The organism is Hyphomonas sp., from assembly GCF_046313735.1.
In the GTDB taxonomy this organism is placed as follows: domain Bacteria; phylum Pseudomonadota; class Alphaproteobacteria; order Caulobacterales; family Hyphomonadaceae; genus Hyphomonas.
In genome coordinates, this window is sequence record NZ_JBKBXW010000040.1 from 1 (window position 1) to 14,863 (window position 14,863).

Here is a 14,863-nt window from a genome sequence, read left to right on the forward strand (position 1 = left end):
AGGTGCTGCACGGCCTTGCGTTTGACATCGGGCGTCAGAAGTTTTTTGAGGCAAGATCCTTCAGCGCCGCATTGTCCAGCATCGCCTCGGCCAGCAGGCGCTTCAGCTTGCCGTTCTCGGCCTCCAGCGTCCGCAGCCGCTGGGCGTCCGACACTGTCATCCCGCCAAATTTGGCCTTCAGCTTGTAAAACGTCGCATCCGAAAGCCCGTACTTGCGGCAAATGTCTGCCGTCTTCACGCCGCTCTCGTGCTCCCGGATCATCGCAATGATCTGCTCGTCTGAAAATCTGCTCTTGCGCATGTGTCATCCTCTCTGATCGAGAGAGTCTGCAAATTCATGGCCGGAATGCCGGGGGCTGGGTCAGGACCGTTCGACACTGCGCGAGGCTATGGGCGCGAAGTCTGTTTGTCATCAGAGACTTCCGGCAGGGATTTCGGTGCTGTCGTCGGCCCCATGCACCAGCGCCAAGGCCTGGTGATCGGCCGCCACGGAGCCGTCCTTCTGACCGCCCTGCACCTTCGTGTCGGTCTCCGTCACCGGATTATCTCGCGAACGGGACGACCCCGTCAGCGCTGTAACCCACTGGAAATGAGAGGATGTTTTGCACCGTCCCGGGACCATCGAGGGGCGCTCGAAGAGAGACGCAGGCCATTCGGAGACCCAGTCCGCGTCAAGCGCCCAGTCTCCGAAGGGCAGACAGCCCTGCCAACGCCCTTTGAAACAGAAAGAAAAAAGGCCCCAATCGGGGCCCTTGGACGGATTCTGTATCTGAATGTGGCGGAGAGACAGGGATTCGAACCCTGGAGACGGTCTCCCGTCTACACACTTTCCAGGCGTGCGCCTTCGACCACTCGGCCACCTCTCCGTATCCACCATCGGGCAGAAGCCGCGGGAGATACCGGATGACCCGCCCGCTCGCAAGCATGTGATTGCCGCAAATCGCAGGAAGGCCCATATCTGCCGCCAGAATCGCCCTTGCCCCAGCCTATCCGATGAGGCCCGCCCATGTTCTTCAAGAAAGCCGCCGACCTGCCGACGCCCGAAACCGCCCTGAAGGGCCGGCCCCAGCCAATCCCGACCGCCGCGGTCCATTACGTCACCGGCCGGGCGCTGGAAGCGGCCCCGCCGGAGGGCTTCGAGACGGCGGTGTTCGGCCTTGGCTGTTTCTGGGGCGCCGAGCGCGTCTTCTGGCAGACGCCGGGCGTCTGGCTGACGCGGGTGGGCTATGCTGGCGGCATCACGCCCAACCCGACCTATGAGGAGGTCTGCTCGGGCCGCACGGGCCATACCGAGATCGTGGAGGTCCAGTTCGACCCGCGCGAAGTGAGCTTCGCGGCGCTCGTGAAGCTGTTCCTCGAAAGCCACGACCCGACGCAGGGGATGCGCCAGGGCAATGATGTGGGCACGCAGTACCGCTCGGCAATCTACACCATCTCGGGCGAGCAGGCCGCGACCGCCGCGCAGATGATCGCCGATTATGAGGCCGCCCTTGCCGCCGCCGGCCACCGCGCGAAGGTGACGACCGAGGTGAAGCCGCTGGACGTCGCCTACCTCGCCGAGGACTACCACCAGCAATACCTCGCCAAGAACCCGAACGGCTATTGCGGCATCGGCGGAACGGGCGTCAGCTGCCCCCTGCCCCCTGTCCCGGCGGGCTGAAACCCAGCCATCCCTGCAGCCCTTTAGCCCCGGCACATGTCGTACCGGCGCAGGCCGGGACCCAGATTTGAAAGCATTTTTTCTGGGTCCCGGCATTCGCCGGGATAACATGAAGTTGAGTTTGGGGGTTGGCCCGCTGCCCGGCCTTACGAGCCGAAGTTCAGCGAAAACCGCTTGCGCGATTCGATCATCGACTGGGCCTTGAACAGCGCGTCAGACGCCGCCTGCGCCCGCACGATGGCCGCATCGGCGCGCAGGCCTTCGACCGCCTGCGACAGTTGCAGGATCGCCTCGCGCACAAGGTTCTGGTCGAACTGGCGCTCGGCCCGCACGATCAGCGCCCGGCCAAGGTCGAGCCGTGCCTGGATGATCAGGCCGGTATCGGCAGCGGCGCTCGCGGCTTCCAGATGCTGGCGGCGCATCACGATCACCTGGTTCAGCGCCGTCAGGTCGCCCAGATCCTCGGCCACGCGCACGCCCGAGGCGCAGAAATCCGCCTCGATCTCGCTGCGCAGGCGCTGCGAAACCGCCGGCTGGCCGTCCAGCACGCGGCCAAGCTCTGCGGCCAGCAGCTGGATCTTCTCGGCCCGGAAGGCCTGCGGATCGCTCAGCGCCGGCTGAAGCTGCTTGGCCAGAAGGTAAACCATGGCCCGGGCGAGGACATCATTATGGGTCTTGCGGCTGGCTGGCAGGGCAATCGTGAACAGGCGCGCCTCGGCGGCCGAAAGCCCGCCGCCCCGGCTGAGGCCATACAGCTCCAGCCCGGTTTCGCCGCGCCCTTCCACGGCCGACCAGACGAACAGGTCCGCATCGGCCAGCCGCATCAGCTGGCGGGCGCGTTTGACGGTTTTCGTTTCCAGCCCGCCGCGCATGGCGCCAAGGCCGACCACGCTGAACGGCGCGCCGAAGCTGAACACCGGAAGATGCTCGCGCAGCGAGGCGTTGATCCAGTTGCCAATCTTGCGCTTGCCGGGCGGCGGGCAGATCATCAGCCGGAAGCCCGGCGCCTTGCTGGCCTTGGCCGCACGGGCGCGCGAGGCTTCGCCGAGGCTGGCCAGCGCCAGCCCCGCGCGGCGCGCGAACAGCACAAACAGGAAAACGAACGCGATGGCGCAGACAGCCGCCCCTGCCAGGGCCAGCCATTCTGAACCCGGCAGGTTCGCTCTCAGCCAGTTTTCCGCGCTTTGGGCCCAGCCGGGGATAGACATCAGAGTTTACCTCTACTCCCGATTGGCGATACGTTTCCGGCACGCTTATGGCAACAGGGAAAGGCTGTTTTGGCCCGTCATGCCGGAATATTTGACGCGTTTTGCCCCTTCGCCGACAGGCCGCCTGCACCTTGGACACGCCCTGTCGGCGGCGTCGGTCTGGGATGCGGCCGGCAAGGCAGGCGGGCGGGTGCTGCTGCGAATAGAAGATATCGACCAGACCCGCTGCCGCCCCGAATACGAAACAGCGATCCTGGAAGACCTCGCCTGGCTCGGCCATCGCTGGCACGGGCCGGTGCGGCGCCAGTCCGAACACTTTGCCGATTATGCCGCCGTTCTGGCGCAGCTTGAGGCGCGCGGGCTGATCTATCGCTGTTTCCGCACCCGGCGCGAACTGGTCGCCTGCCTGCCCGCCGGGGCCGATCCGGCCGAAGGCGGCTTTACCGGCAGGCCCCTGAAACCCGCCGAGGAGGCTGAACGTCTCAGCCGGGGGGCGCCCTTCGCCTGGCGCCTGTCGCTGGCCGCAGCGCGGGAGGCGCTGGGGCCTCGTTACTGTGCCCTGACCTATCTTGAGGAGAGGAATGGCCGGCTCGCCGCAGTGCGCGCCGATCCCGCCCCTTTTGGCGATGTTGTCCTCGCCCGCAAGGATACGCCGGCCAGCTATCACCTCGCCTGCTGCCATGATGATGCGCTGCAGGGCGTCACCCATGTCGTGCGGGGCGAGGACCTGCGCGTGGTGACCGCCATCCACGCCCTGCTGCAGGCGCTGATGGGCTGGCCAGCCCCTGTTTACAGCTTCCATCCGCTGCTGATGGGGCCGGACGGGAAGAAACTGTCGAAAAGCCATGCTGCAAAAAGCCTCGCCGAATATCGCGGCGCCGGGATGACAGCCGGCGATATCCGCGCCATGACGGCGCCCGCATGACCGCTACATCCCCCGCCGCAGACCCCTCCCCTCTGCCCGCCCCGGCGGGGCGCGCCTGGCTGGGTCCACTTATGGTACTCACCGGCGGCGCCGCGCTCGGTTTTGCGCCCATCGGCCTTCGCCTTGGCCTCGATGAGCTTGGGGCCCAGGCCATTGCCTTCTGGCGGTATCTCTTTGCGATTCCGATCCTGTTCCCGCTGGTCCTTCTCGCCCAGCGGCGCCTTCCCGCCCGGCCAAATGCCGCCATCATCCTCGCGGGCATCTTCTTCACCTTCGATATGGCCCTCTGGCACTGGGCGCTGACGCTCACCAGCGTTTCGAATGCCACCTTCATCGTCAATCTCGGCAATGCCGGCGTCGGGCTTGCCGCCTGGCTGTTCCTGAAGGAACGCCCGGGCATGACCTGGTTCTGGGCCGCTGGCCTCGCCATTCTCGGCGCCGCCGCCCTCTCCCTCGGAGGCCCCGGCCTTTCCGGCGGGGCACTTAAGGGTGATCTTCTGGCTTTCATCGCCGCCGGCTTCATCGCGGGCTACATGCTGTTTTCCAAACTCGCCCGCCGCAGCCTGGGCGGGATCGAGGCGATGTTCTGGCTCAGCGTCGTCGAAGCAGCGGTCGCTTTGCCGATCGTGTTCATCGCCGGTGAAAACCTCTTTCCCGCCAGCGCTTCCGGCTTCCTGATGCCACTGCTCCTGACACTGATTGTCCAGGTCGCCGGGCAAGGCCTGATCATCACCGGCCTCGGCAGCACGAACACGGCTGTGGCCGGAATCCTTGTCCTTGCCCAGCCGGTCGTCGCCGCCGCCATTGCGTGGCACGCTTTCGCAGAACCCCTCACCGCGATCCAGGCTGCCGGTGCCGGCGTGATTCTCATCGCCGTCTGGCTCTCCCAGCAGGGAAAGCCCCGTCCGGGTCGCTCCGGTCTCGTAACCGTCACATGAATGGGGTAAGGCGGGACTACCCCGAAGCCTGATTCCCCCGGAGGTCCCCCATGCGTATGACCCTCGCCGCGCTCGTTTCCCTCGGCGCCCTCGCCGCTGCCTGCGCCACTGTTGCCTACCAGCCCGCAAGCGAGCCCACGAACCTCGGCTTTGCCGCGCGCACCCCTTCCCTACCGGTTCAGGCCGAAGACCCTTACTTTACCACCGCCGCTACCGCTGTTGACGCAAGAGCCACCGCCCGGGGACTCAGCCCGGCGAAGAATGTCATCCTGTTCGTCGGCGACGGCATGGGCATTTCAACCATCACCGCTGCCCGCATCTATGCCGGCCAGTCGCTTGGCATCGACGGCGAGAGCTATCAGCTGGCGATGGACACCCTCCCCTGGGCAGGTTTGTCGCGCACTTATAGCCACAATTTCCAGGTCTCCGATTCCGCCGCCACCGCCACCGCGATGACCACGGGCGTCAAAACCCGTTCCGGCGTCCTCGGCGTGACGAGCGAAGCGATGCTCGGCAATTGCGCCACCCTGCCCGGCAATGAAACCCTCTCCCTGTTCGAGATGGCCGCCCGCGCCGGCCTCTCGACCGGCGTCGTCACCACCACCCGCATCACCCACGCAACACCCGCCGCCACCTTTGCAAGTATTCCGCACAGGGATTGGGAGAGCGACGCCAACATGCGCGGCGCCGCCTCTGACACCTGCCGCGATATTGCCCGCCAGCTGATCGAGACACCGGTCAATTTCGACATCGCCCTCGGCGGCGGCCGCTCGAAATTCCTGCCCGCGGGTACTCCGGACCCGGAATATCCAGACCAGACCGGGGAACGCGCCGACGGCCGCGACCTGACCCGTGAGTGGACCGAGAAATCCCCGAACCATCGCTACATCTTCGACAGTGCGGGCTTCAACAAGATCGACTTCAACTCCGATCTCCGCGTCCTCGGCCTGTTCGAGCCATCGCACATGCAATTCGAACTCGATCGCGAGAATGATCCGGCAGGCGAACCTTCCCTCGCGGACATGACCCGCGCGGCCATCACCCGCCTATCCCGCAATGAGGATGGCTTCATCCTGATGGTCGAAGGCGGCCGGATCGACCATGCCCATCATGGCGGCAATGCCATCCGCGCGCTGGAAGACACGCTCGCCTTCGACGCCGCCATTGCGGCCGCGATGGAAATGACAAGCGGCGAAGATACACTGATCATTGTCACTGCTGACCATTCGCACACATTGACGATTGCCGGCTATCCGCAGCGCGGAAATCCCATCCTTGGACTGACGGTTTCCGGCCTCGGCGGCGAGGGTGGGTCGACCGGTCTCGACGGCCTTCCGTACACGACGCTTTCCTACGCCAACGGCCCCGGCGCCTGCCGGCGCGTCCAGGATGGCCCAGATGGCATCCCGTCACTCGACTGCGCCCGTCAGGATCTCACGAGCATTGACACCACCGCCCCGAACTTCCAGCAACCCGCCCTCGTGCCGATGGGTTCGGAAACCCATGCGGGCGAAGATGTCGCCATCCTTGCCCGAGGCCCCGGCGCCGCGCTTATCTCCGGCGTGCTGGAGCAGAACGAGATCTTCCACGTCATGGGCCGCGCCCTCGGCCTCGTGAAAGCGCCGCAGGCGGACGAATAGTAGGCGCTCAGCGGCCGGGCGCCTTCAGAGCCCCGCTGGCGAGAAGCGGGACGAGATAAGTGGTCGCGAGCACTGTGTTGGGCACGATGTTCAGCGCAAACCCCGTCGCGACGGACAATGCTCCGTCCACGGCATACCATATTACCAGCGCAATCGTCAGCCCCCGCCAGGCTGGCGCACCGGTCGCATGAATGGCGGGCAGGAGCAGCAGTATCGTTGCGCCCCAACCCAGCGTCACCGCCCCCATCAGCGCGACCGAGAATCGCAGGCCCGCCGCCTCAAGATCAAATGATCCGGGCGGAAGCCCGCCCAGCACCTCATAAAGCCACCGCACCAGTCCGTCCGTAGCCGGAAAACTCCCCGACATCAGGATCACCCCGAACAAAACAACCGACCAGCACCACAGGGTCATCGTTGTTTTCCAGATTCCGTGCATGTGCCACTCCTCGTTTGATGCGCCTGAAGCCATCAGACTGGCGCCGGCACGTAATCGGATCAATTACCTCAGAGGTCATGGACGCGGCTCTCTGCAGCTGGCATCAACATCGCCATGACCCGGCTTCCACCCGAACCTTCGCGATTTGCCGCCCTGCTCCGCCGTTTCCGGACCGCTCGCCGGATGAGCCAGCTTGACCTTGCCCTCGCCTGCAACATTTCCGCCCGCCACCTCTCTTTCCTCGAGACCGGCCGGGCGAGCCCCAGCCGGGACATGGTGCTTGAACTCGCCGAGGGCCTTGTCCTGCCGCTGGGTGAGCGCAACACCCTGTTGCAGGCAGCAGGTTTCGCCGCGCTCTTTCCGGCCTCGCCGCTGACATCGGACGTACTCGGACCATTTCGCGAGATGCTCTCCGAGATGATGGCCCGGCACGCGCCGTACCCGGCACTGCTCTGCGACAGGCACTGGAACCTCCTGGTCGCAAATCCGGTTGCTGCGCTTCTGCTTTCGTCGCTCACAGCGGACAGCGGAGAGAGCAATCTCATCCGCATCCTGACGGCCAGTGGAGCCGCAGAAGCCGCCATCGCAAACTATGGCGAAATGCTCGCCGAAATGCACGGCCGCATCCGCCTCGAAGCCCTCGAAGCAGCCGCCGATCCCGTCCTCGAGGACCTTATGGAAGCCCTCAATGCCGCCTGCGCGCGCCATGGAATATCTCCGGGCTCGCAAGCCCGCAGTCCGCTCCTCCCCCTGATCCTCAGGTCCCCGGCGGGCGAGCTTCGCTTCCTGTCCGCCATCGCCCAGTTCGGAACCAGCGAGGATGTGACCGTCCGCGACCTTCGCCTCGAACTCCTCTTCCCCGCCAATGACGCAACAAAAGCCGCCATCCGGGCAATCGCCGCCGAAGCCTCCGGCCATCCCCTCCCCTAACGTCAGTCTGGCCAAAACCGCGCCCTTGGGCGATGCTGTCGCCCAGAAACACAACCAGAAACACAAGAAGCCAAATCCCCGGGAGGATACTCATGAAAGCTGCCGTCATGCGGGCGCCGCAAGCGCCCCTGTCGATCGAGGAGGTGACCATCTCCAAGCCCGGCCCGCGCGAAGTGCTTGTGCGGCTGAAAGCCATTGGGGTCTGCCATTCCGATGTCCATTTCTGGGATGGCGCATTCCCGGCGGAATTGCCCGTCATCCTCGGGCATGAGAGCGCCGGCATCGTGGAGGAAGTCGGCTCGATGGTCTCCGCTGTGAAGCCGGGCGACCATGTCATCTCGATCCTCTCGCCCTTCTGCGGCACCTGCGAATATTGCCTCACGGGCCATATGTCCGTGTGCCACACAGTCAACCGCGACCAGTTCCAGCGCGTTCCGACCGAAGCGCCGCGCCTGTCGATCAAGGGCGAAAAAGTCGGCCAGTTCCTGAACCTGTCTTCCTTTGCCGAACAGATCCTCGTGCACGAGAACACGCTGTGCGCCATCGACAAGGACATGCCGTTTGACCGCGCAGCGCTGATCGGATGCGGCGTGATTACCGGGGTCGGGTCGGTGTTCCATTCGGCGGCGGTCGAGCCGGGATCGACCGTTGCGGTCATCGGTTGCGGCGGCGTTGGGCTCGCTGCAATCAACGGCGCGCAGATTGCCGGGGCAAGCCGGATCATCGCAGTGGACCTGTCGGACCAGAAGCTGCAACTGGCGACACGCTTTGGCGCAACGGATGTCGTTAATCCGTCCAAGGTCAATGCCATCGAACTGGTGAAAGAGTTGACGCGCGGCGGCGTGCATTATTCCTTTGAATGCGTCGGCGCGAAACAAACGGCTGAAATGGCGTATCATATGCTCCGTCCACGGGGTGTTGCCACGGTGATCGGCATGATTGCGCCCGGCGTGAATATCGAGATTCCGGGGATCGAACTGCTCGTCACCGAGAAACGCCTTCAGGGCGCCGTCATGGGATCGAACCGGTTCCGGGTCGATTTCCCGCGCCTGATCGACCTTTACAAGCAGGGCCGACTGCATCTCGATGACCTGATTTCTGACCGGATCGGCCTCGACGGAATCACGGCCGCGATGCAGAACCTGAAGGATAACAAGGGCTCTGTCGCTCGTCAGGTTGTTGTCCTGAACTGATCCGTCGACTGATCACAGATCCTTGCCGACTGCTTCTCCGAGGGCGGAAAATCCGTCCTCGGCGAGACAGCGGGAAAGCTCCCAGGCGATGCGCGCGGCAAGGCCGGGGCCTTCATAGACGAGCATCGAATAAAGCTGCACGGCAGACGCGCCGGCGCGCACTTTGACATAAGCATCCCGGCCACTGGCAATCCCGCCCGCGCCGATCAGGTCAAATCCGCCCTCGAGGCGCCGGGCAAACTGGCGTAATACTTCCGTTGACGGATGAAAAAGCGGCGCACCGGAAAGCCCGCCAGCCTCCGACTTTTCCTCGCTTCGCAGGCTTGCCGGGCGGGCCAGCGTAGTGTTGGAAATGATCAGCCCGCTGAGCCAGCTGCCATCAGCCCCGAGCACACTGCAGATATCCGCCACTGCCTCTTCATCCAGGTCCGGCGCCACTTTCAGGAATACCGGCTTTCCCTGCCGGTCAGCCGCGCCACATCGCGCCAGAAGCGCCGTCAGGGAGGCGCGGTCCTGAAGACCCCGCAAGCCCGGCGTATTGGGCGAGGAAATGTTGATCGTGATATAGTCCGCATACGGCGCCACGGCTTCGATGCCGGTGACATAATCCGCGATCCGGTCTTCGCTGTCCTTGTTGGCGCCAACGTTCGCGCCGATCGGAACGGGGCGAGAAAAGGAGGCGAGCCGGGCCGCAAACGGCTCGAGCCCTTCATTGTTGAAGCCCATCCGGTTGATCACCGCGCGGTCTTCTGTCAGCCGGAACAGGCGCGGGCGCGGATTGCCCTCCTGCGCGCGCGGCGTCACTGTTCCGCATTCGACAAAGCCGAAGCCGAACCGAGCCATCGCGGCGGGCACTTCGCAATTCTTGTCAAATCCCGCCGCAAGCCCGACCGGCGAACAGAGCCGCAGGCCCGAGCGGGACATCACCACCCTTGTGGACACTGGCAGCTCCGGTGCCTGAGCCGGTACGCCGAGCCCTCTGCTCAGCATACGGATCGTGACTGTGTGGGCCGTTTCCGGTGGCAACAGGCGGACAAGACGGGCACCGGCGGCAGCAATCATACGACATCCTCCGGGATGAGCAGAACACCGTCCGGCCCCGGATCAAGCCAGACCGAAAGCTCTGCATCCGAGACCCTGAGCGGCCCATAGACATGCGGGAACAATTCGCCATTGCGCGAGGCCTCCCAGCGCAGGTGATCCAGCGCAGATGCATCGAACCGGAGCAGCCTGACAGACCCCTTCCCCGCAAAATGGCGCCGAGCGGTTTCCGCCAATTGTCCGGCTGCGGAGAGGTGAACATAGCCGTCGGCTGTGTCCAGCGCGGTTGCTGTCACACCGATGGCTTCGGCTTCCTGCCATTCCGCCGCGGTCAGGAGTTTGTAGACGGGCACAGGCTGCATTGCGGGTCGCGCTGGTTCAGCCGGCATGAGCGGGCGCGGCGGCGGCGAGCGCGGGCCGCGCCATTTCCCAGGTTCCGGCTTCGGTGCGGCAGGCGGCGAAACGGCCGCGTTCCTGCCCCGGCAGGGCATAGGACACATCGCGGCACATGATCCGGACACTGACATCTGGCTGCGCATCATAGGCGCGCTGGACCGGCTTGGGCGCGCGAGTCTGTTCCAGCTGGAGTTCAAGGCGCCGGCCATCGGGCGTCATGAGGGACCGCGCGGCGCCGTCTTCGGCCAGCGCGATAATGGCAATCAGGTCTGCTTTCAGGACTGCAAGCGCCGTGGCGGAGAGCGGGGACGCCGAGGTGCGTTCAATCCGTTCACCGAGGAAAACATCGACTGTGCGCTCGGCCTGCGGAGGCGCAGAGAGCAGCGGGCGAACCTGCGGCTCCGGCGCAATCAGCGCAGCAGGCGCTTCGCGGACCACCGGGCTGACATTCTCCGTCACAAGCGCCGCCAATTGGGGCCGCGCCGGTTTCAGCGACGCCGATCCGCGGGGCACAGCCGGAGCGGCGGGCGGACGCGCCTCTGCAGGCGAGACGACCGCAGCGGCGAGGGTTGCCGCGCGGCGGCTCGCTTCTGCGGTTGCAGCAGCTTCGGCAGCGGCAGCGGCGAGTCTCTGCGCTTCAAGCTCAGCGAGACGGCGGGCTTCTGCCGCGTCCGCTGCGCGGCGGGCTTCGATCTCGGCGAGGCGCCGGGCCTCGGCATCGGCGGCTTCCTGCGCGCGCAGCGCAGCGAGGCGGCGTTCTTCGGCGGCGGCGGCCTGGCGTTGCGCCTCAAGGTCTGCGAGGCGGCGAGCCTCGGCATCAGCCGCCGCAGCGCGGGCCGCCCGGTCAGCTTCGGCGCGGGCGGCAGCATCGGCCGCGCGGCGGGCCTCGATTTCGGCAAGGCGTTGCTGCTCTGCCAGAAGCGCCGCTGCGCGTTCGGCCTCCAGGGCAGCGACCCGCTCAGCTTCGGCCCGGGCGGCGGCGGCGGCGGCTTCCTCAGCGGCGAGGCGGTCTGTCTCGAGCGCGGCAATCCGGTCTGCCTCTTCGCGGGCAAGGCGTTCGCGCTCCGCCGCTTCGGCGCGCGCGCCGGCCGTTGCGAGGTCCGCTTCGGCGGCGAGACGGCGGGCTTCGGTTTCGGCGATGGCGGCGGCGGCGATCTGTTCGGCTTCCAGCTCCAGCACCCGGGCCGCTTCGCGCTCGGCTGCCTCGAACGCCTCAATGCGGGCTTTCAGCAAATCCGCCGCGCCGCGATAATCGAACCACGGCGTGGGCGCAGTTTCGGCCGGAAGCGCGGCGGCATCAATGGCCGCCACCGAGACCGCAGACGCTGCCGCCGTGGCAAAGCTGTTCTCCGTCCGGGCGCCGCCTTCGGGCGAGGGCGTGGGCGCCGCAAAGCGGCCCGAGGCGACCTCGTCGATCGCAAGATAGGCGAGGCCGGCGAGCCCGGCGACCGCGAGACCGGCAAAAGCAAGCGGGCCAATGCCGCGCCGGTCTTCTTCCAGCTCGACAAGGAACACGTCCTCGGAGGCTTCGGGTTCAGCCTGCTCAGGCTGGATGACCGGCGGCGGGGAGCGGGTTTCGGGCGCCCGGGGCGTGGGCGCTTCATACGCCTCGTGGCGCGGCTCCGGAGCCGGCACCGGCACAGGAACCGGACGCGGAGGCGGCGCGGGCGCACGGACCTGCGGCGCGATCACGGCTGCAGCGGCAACCGGCTGAGCTGCAGGCGCCACAACAGGACGCACCACAGGGCGCGGGGGCTCCGGCATGCGGCGCACCGGGCGGGCCACGACGGTTGCCGGTGTCATCCGCACCGGCCCGCGCGGGGCTTCCGGCGTGCCTTTTTTCGGGTCCAGCCCGGCGAGAATGGCCAGGGTCGATTGCGGCCGCACACCGTCGCGCGACTTCAGCCGCGAACGGAAATGCGCATCCGCCGCACATTCCGGGATCGACGCGCGCTCATCCAGCATGGCCCAGTTCCTCTACACGGACGGTGAACATCCTGCCCCGCCCCGTTAACCTCTTTACTATATCGTCCTCCTGACACTCAAACCATAATATTCCTTGTAAGGCGGCGCCTTGTCAGGGCGGATGCGGGACTTTATGGCAACACATCCCGTTTCCTGCGCCAGAAAGACCGCCAGATTCCCATGTCCAAGACCCGCCCTGCCCCGAAAAAGGTCGTGCTTGCCTATTCCGGCGGGCTCGACACCTCGATCATCCTGAAATGGCTGCAGACCGAATTCGGCGCCGAGGTTGTCACCTTCACGGCTGATCTCGGCCAGGGCGAGGAACTGGAGCCCGCCCGGGAAAAGGCCCTGAAGCTCGGCATCAAGCCGGAGAACATCTTCATCGAGGATGTGCGCGAAGAATTCGTGCGCGACTTCGTCTTCCCGATGTTCCGCGCGAACGCCCTTTATGAGGGCGTCTACCTGCTCGGCACCTCGATTGCCCGGCCGCTGATTGCCAAGCGCCAGATCGAGATTGCCGATATGGTCGGCGCCGATGCCGTTTGCCATGGGGCGACCGGCAAGGGGAATGACCAGGTCCGCTTCGAGCTTGGCTATTACGGCCTGAACCCGGACATTCGCGTGATCGCCCCCTGGCGCGACTGGAGCTTCAAATCCCGGTCGGACCTTATCGCCTTTGCCGAACAGCACGGCATCCCGATTGCCAGGGACAAGCGCGGCGAAGCACCCTTCTCTGTGGACGCAAACCTCCTGCACACCTCGTCCGAAGGGAAGGCGCTGGAAGATCCGGCGGTGGAATGCCCGGACTTCGTTTATCAGCGTACGGTCAATCCGGAGGATGCGCCGGACACGCCGGAATACATCACCATCGCCTTCGAGAAGGGCGATGCGATTGCCGTGAATGGCGAGGCGCTGTCGCCGGCGGCGCTGCTGACAAAGCTGAACGAGATTGGCGGGCGGCACGGCGTTGGCCGGCTGGACCTGCTCGAGAACCGGTTTGTCGGCATGAAATCGCGCGGCATGTATGAAACGCCGGGCGGCACGCTGCTGCTGATCGCCCACCGGGGCATCGAACAGGCCACGCTGGACCGGGGCGCAGCGCACCTGAAGGATGAGCTGATGCCGAAATATGCCGAGCTCATCTATAATGGCTTCTGGTGGAGCCCGGAGCGGGAGATGCTGCAGGCGGCGATTGACCATTCGCAGCGTTTCGTCACCGGCGAGGTTCGCCTGAAACTCTATAAGGGGTCGGCGCATCTGGTGGGCCGGTCTTCGCCCTATAGTCTGTATTCGGAAAAAATCGTGACCTTCGAGGATGACCATGGCGCCTATGACCAGAAGGATGCCGAGGGCTTCATCAAGCTGAACGCGCTGCGCCTGCGCCTGCTTGCGGGCCGCGACCGGAAATACGGAAAGAACTGACCGGCGATGAGCGCAGGCCGCCCTCCCCTGTCCGAGCCTGAGCGTCTGCTTGCGGCGCTGGCGCACCTTGCGGGCATCATAGATGCCCGCGCGCTGGAGGGCGATGCCGGGACGAGCTGGACGGCGCGGCTGCTCTCGCGCGGCCCGGATGCGGCGGCCGCCAAGGTAGCCGAGGAAGGCGCCGAACTGGCCGAAGCCGTGCGCCGCGAAAGCGACGAACGGGTGGCGAGCGAAGCGGCGGACCTGTTCTTCCATATCCTCGTGGCCCTGCGCGCACGGGGCGTGCCGCTGGATGCGGTCGCCGAAATGCTGGAAAACCGTCAGGGTACGTCCGGCCTTGCCGAGAAGGCCGCGCGCAAGCCGGATTGATCCGTCTACGATGTATCGGGCGGAATGCCCGCCCAGGCCTCTGGCCTCGCGAGACGGTCGAGGCGCAGCATCAGCGCGTCAATTGGGGCGGGCAGGCGGCGGAGATGCGCGCTGCGGAGGGGCAGGTCGCGCAGGCGGATGAGGGATGTGCGGCGCTGGCTCAGGGCGAGGCGGCGGGCATGGCGGGCGGGGTCGGCCATGATTGCGGTGAGGCGGGCGAGCGCGGCCATGATGAGCGCCCAGTGGAGCGCGGGGGGATCGGGGTCTGCTGGCGTGGCGCAGCGGGGCCGCCGGAGGGGCGGCAGGACGGGTTCAGTGAGGGTCAGCGGCGCCTCGCCCGGACGGGTGCGCCCGGCATCACGCGGCGCGCCGGGGCGAGCTTCCGGTAACGGAGGCAGCGCGATGTCTGCGGCGAGGACATGGATGTAGCGGCGCACGAGCGCAGCGGCGGCGGCGAGATGCGCGCGGGCTTCAAGTGCAATGGCGGCAAAGCCCTCCGGCCCGGCGGCGCGCAGCAGCTGGCCAAGCGCGGCGATGAGCTGCGCGATGCGGGACCAGAGGTCCGGCCGGGGATGGGCCTGCGATGACATGGCGGGGAGTATAGGCCGGGCGGGAACTGGGTCGGATTGGATTTCTGCCATCGCCGTCCGGGCTCCGGCCCGGATTTGATCCGGGGCGGAGGGCGGGAGCGATGCTTTGCCCTGTATTCACTTGCTTTCTAGGTCCCGGATATTTGCTGC

At 66.0% G+C, this 14,863-nt stretch carries 15 protein-coding genes, 1 tRNA gene and 1 pseudogene; 8 read left to right on the plus strand and 9 right to left on the minus strand.

Annotated elements, in window-relative coordinates; genetic code table 11:
• The 3 genes and pseudogenes from ACK4SV_RS15330 to ACK4SV_RS15340 form a co-directional block, all read right to left on the minus strand.
• A pseudogene (locus tag ACK4SV_RS15330) lies at window positions 1-301 on the minus strand (transposase); the annotation flags it as partial.
• A gap of 111 nt (window positions 302-412) precedes the next feature.
• Entirely contained in the window at window positions 413-538 is a 126-nt protein-coding gene (locus tag ACK4SV_RS15335; RefSeq protein ID WP_409918720.1) for a hypothetical protein, read from the minus strand.
• Window positions 539-776: 238 nt separating this feature from the next.
• Window positions 777-866: transfer RNA gene (locus tag ACK4SV_RS15340), tRNA-Ser, on the minus strand.
• 140 nt (window positions 867-1,006) lie between these two features.
• On the opposite strand from ACK4SV_RS15340, the gene msrA reads away from it, so the two are divergent.
• Window positions 1,007-1,660, plus strand: coding sequence for a peptide-methionine (S)-S-oxide reductase MsrA (msrA, locus tag ACK4SV_RS15345; RefSeq protein ID WP_409918721.1), 654 nt, complete (start codon window positions 1,007-1,009; stop codon window positions 1,658-1,660).
• 146 nt (window positions 1,661-1,806) lie between these two features.
• On the opposite strand, the gene ACK4SV_RS15350 is transcribed toward msrA, so the two are convergent.
• The gene (locus ACK4SV_RS15350; protein WP_409918722.1) at window positions 1,807-2,868 is read right to left on the minus strand and encodes a hypothetical protein; all 1,062 of its coding nucleotides are present in this window, start codon (window positions 2,866-2,868) and stop codon (window positions 1,807-1,809) included.
• 79 nt (window positions 2,869-2,947) lie between these two features.
• On the opposite strand from ACK4SV_RS15350, the gene gluQRS reads away from it, so the two are divergent.
• The 3 genes from gluQRS to ACK4SV_RS15365 are packed head-to-tail and all read left to right on the plus strand — an operon-like array spanning window position 2,948 to window position 6,371.
• Window positions 2,948-3,793 carry a tRNA glutamyl-Q(34) synthetase GluQRS gene (gene gluQRS, locus ACK4SV_RS15355; RefSeq protein ID WP_409918723.1) on the plus strand — a complete coding sequence of 282 codons (846 nt, stop codon included), beginning with the start codon at window positions 2,948-2,950 and terminating at the stop codon, window positions 3,791-3,793.
• Window positions 3,790-4,731, plus strand: coding sequence for a DMT family transporter (locus tag ACK4SV_RS15360; RefSeq protein WP_409918724.1), 942 nt, complete (start codon window positions 3,790-3,792; stop codon window positions 4,729-4,731). Before gluQRS ends, ACK4SV_RS15360 begins: the two co-directional genes overlap by 4 nt.
• A gap of 50 nt (window positions 4,732-4,781) precedes the next feature.
• Window positions 4,782-6,371, plus strand: a complete 1,590-nt coding sequence (locus tag ACK4SV_RS15365; RefSeq protein WP_409918725.1) for an alkaline phosphatase — start codon at window positions 4,782-4,784, stop codon at window positions 6,369-6,371.
• A gap of 7 nt (window positions 6,372-6,378) precedes the next feature.
• On the opposite strand, the gene ACK4SV_RS15370 is transcribed toward ACK4SV_RS15365, so the two are convergent.
• Window positions 6,379-6,783: a hypothetical protein gene (locus ACK4SV_RS15370; protein WP_409918726.1), complete on the minus strand. Its 405-nt coding sequence runs from the start codon at window positions 6,781-6,783 to the stop codon at window positions 6,379-6,381.
• 138 nt (window positions 6,784-6,921) lie between these two features.
• Here ACK4SV_RS15370 and ACK4SV_RS15375 point away from each other — a divergent pair, with 138 nt between their 5' ends.
• Together ACK4SV_RS15375 and ACK4SV_RS15380 are read left to right on the plus strand one after the other, a co-directional pair.
• Complete coding sequence (locus ACK4SV_RS15375; protein WP_409918727.1) at window positions 6,922-7,737, plus strand: helix-turn-helix domain-containing protein; 816 nt, start codon at window positions 6,922-6,924, stop codon at window positions 7,735-7,737.
• A 92-nt stretch (window positions 7,738-7,829) separates the two neighbouring features.
• On the plus strand, window positions 7,830-8,930 hold the full coding sequence (locus ACK4SV_RS15380) for a Zn-dependent alcohol dehydrogenase (RefSeq protein ID WP_409918728.1): 1,101 nt from the start codon (window positions 7,830-7,832) through the stop codon (window positions 8,928-8,930).
• A 12-nt stretch (window positions 8,931-8,942) separates the two neighbouring features.
• Here ACK4SV_RS15380 and ACK4SV_RS15385 read toward each other — a convergent pair whose 3' ends face one another.
• From ACK4SV_RS15385 to ACK4SV_RS15395, 3 genes are read right to left on the minus strand one after another with little or no spacing between them, the layout of a single operon-like run.
• Window positions 8,943-9,992 (minus strand): quinone-dependent dihydroorotate dehydrogenase, encoded by a 1,050-nt coding sequence (locus ACK4SV_RS15385; protein WP_409918729.1) that lies wholly within the window; start codon window positions 9,990-9,992, stop codon window positions 8,943-8,945.
• Window positions 9,989-10,333: a DUF952 domain-containing protein gene (locus ACK4SV_RS15390; protein WP_409918730.1), complete on the minus strand. Its 345-nt coding sequence runs from the start codon at window positions 10,331-10,333 to the stop codon at window positions 9,989-9,991. The genes ACK4SV_RS15385 and ACK4SV_RS15390 overlap by 4 nt, the downstream gene beginning before the upstream one ends.
• 16 nt (window positions 10,334-10,349) lie before the next feature.
• Window positions 10,350-12,332, minus strand: coding sequence for a hypothetical protein (locus ACK4SV_RS15395; protein WP_409918731.1), 1,983 nt, complete (start codon window positions 12,330-12,332; stop codon window positions 10,350-10,352).
• 180 nt (window positions 12,333-12,512) lie between these two features.
• On the opposite strand from ACK4SV_RS15395, the gene ACK4SV_RS15400 reads away from it, so the two are divergent.
• Both ACK4SV_RS15400 and hisE read left to right on the plus strand, forming a co-directional pair.
• Window positions 12,513-13,754, plus strand: coding sequence for an argininosuccinate synthase (locus ACK4SV_RS15400; protein ID WP_409918732.1), 1,242 nt, complete (start codon window positions 12,513-12,515; stop codon window positions 13,752-13,754).
• A 6-nt stretch (window positions 13,755-13,760) separates the two neighbouring features.
• The gene (hisE, locus tag ACK4SV_RS15405) at window positions 13,761-14,123 is read left to right on the plus strand and encodes a phosphoribosyl-ATP diphosphatase (RefSeq protein WP_409918733.1); all 363 of its coding nucleotides are present in this window, start codon (window positions 13,761-13,763) and stop codon (window positions 14,121-14,123) included.
• Window positions 14,124-14,128: 5 nt separating this feature from the next.
• Here hisE and ACK4SV_RS15410 read toward each other — a convergent pair whose 3' ends face one another.
• Entirely contained in the window at window positions 14,129-14,713 is a 585-nt protein-coding gene (locus tag ACK4SV_RS15410) for a hypothetical protein (protein ID WP_409918734.1), read from the minus strand.
• Between the last annotated feature and the right edge of the window lie 150 nt (window positions 14,714-14,863).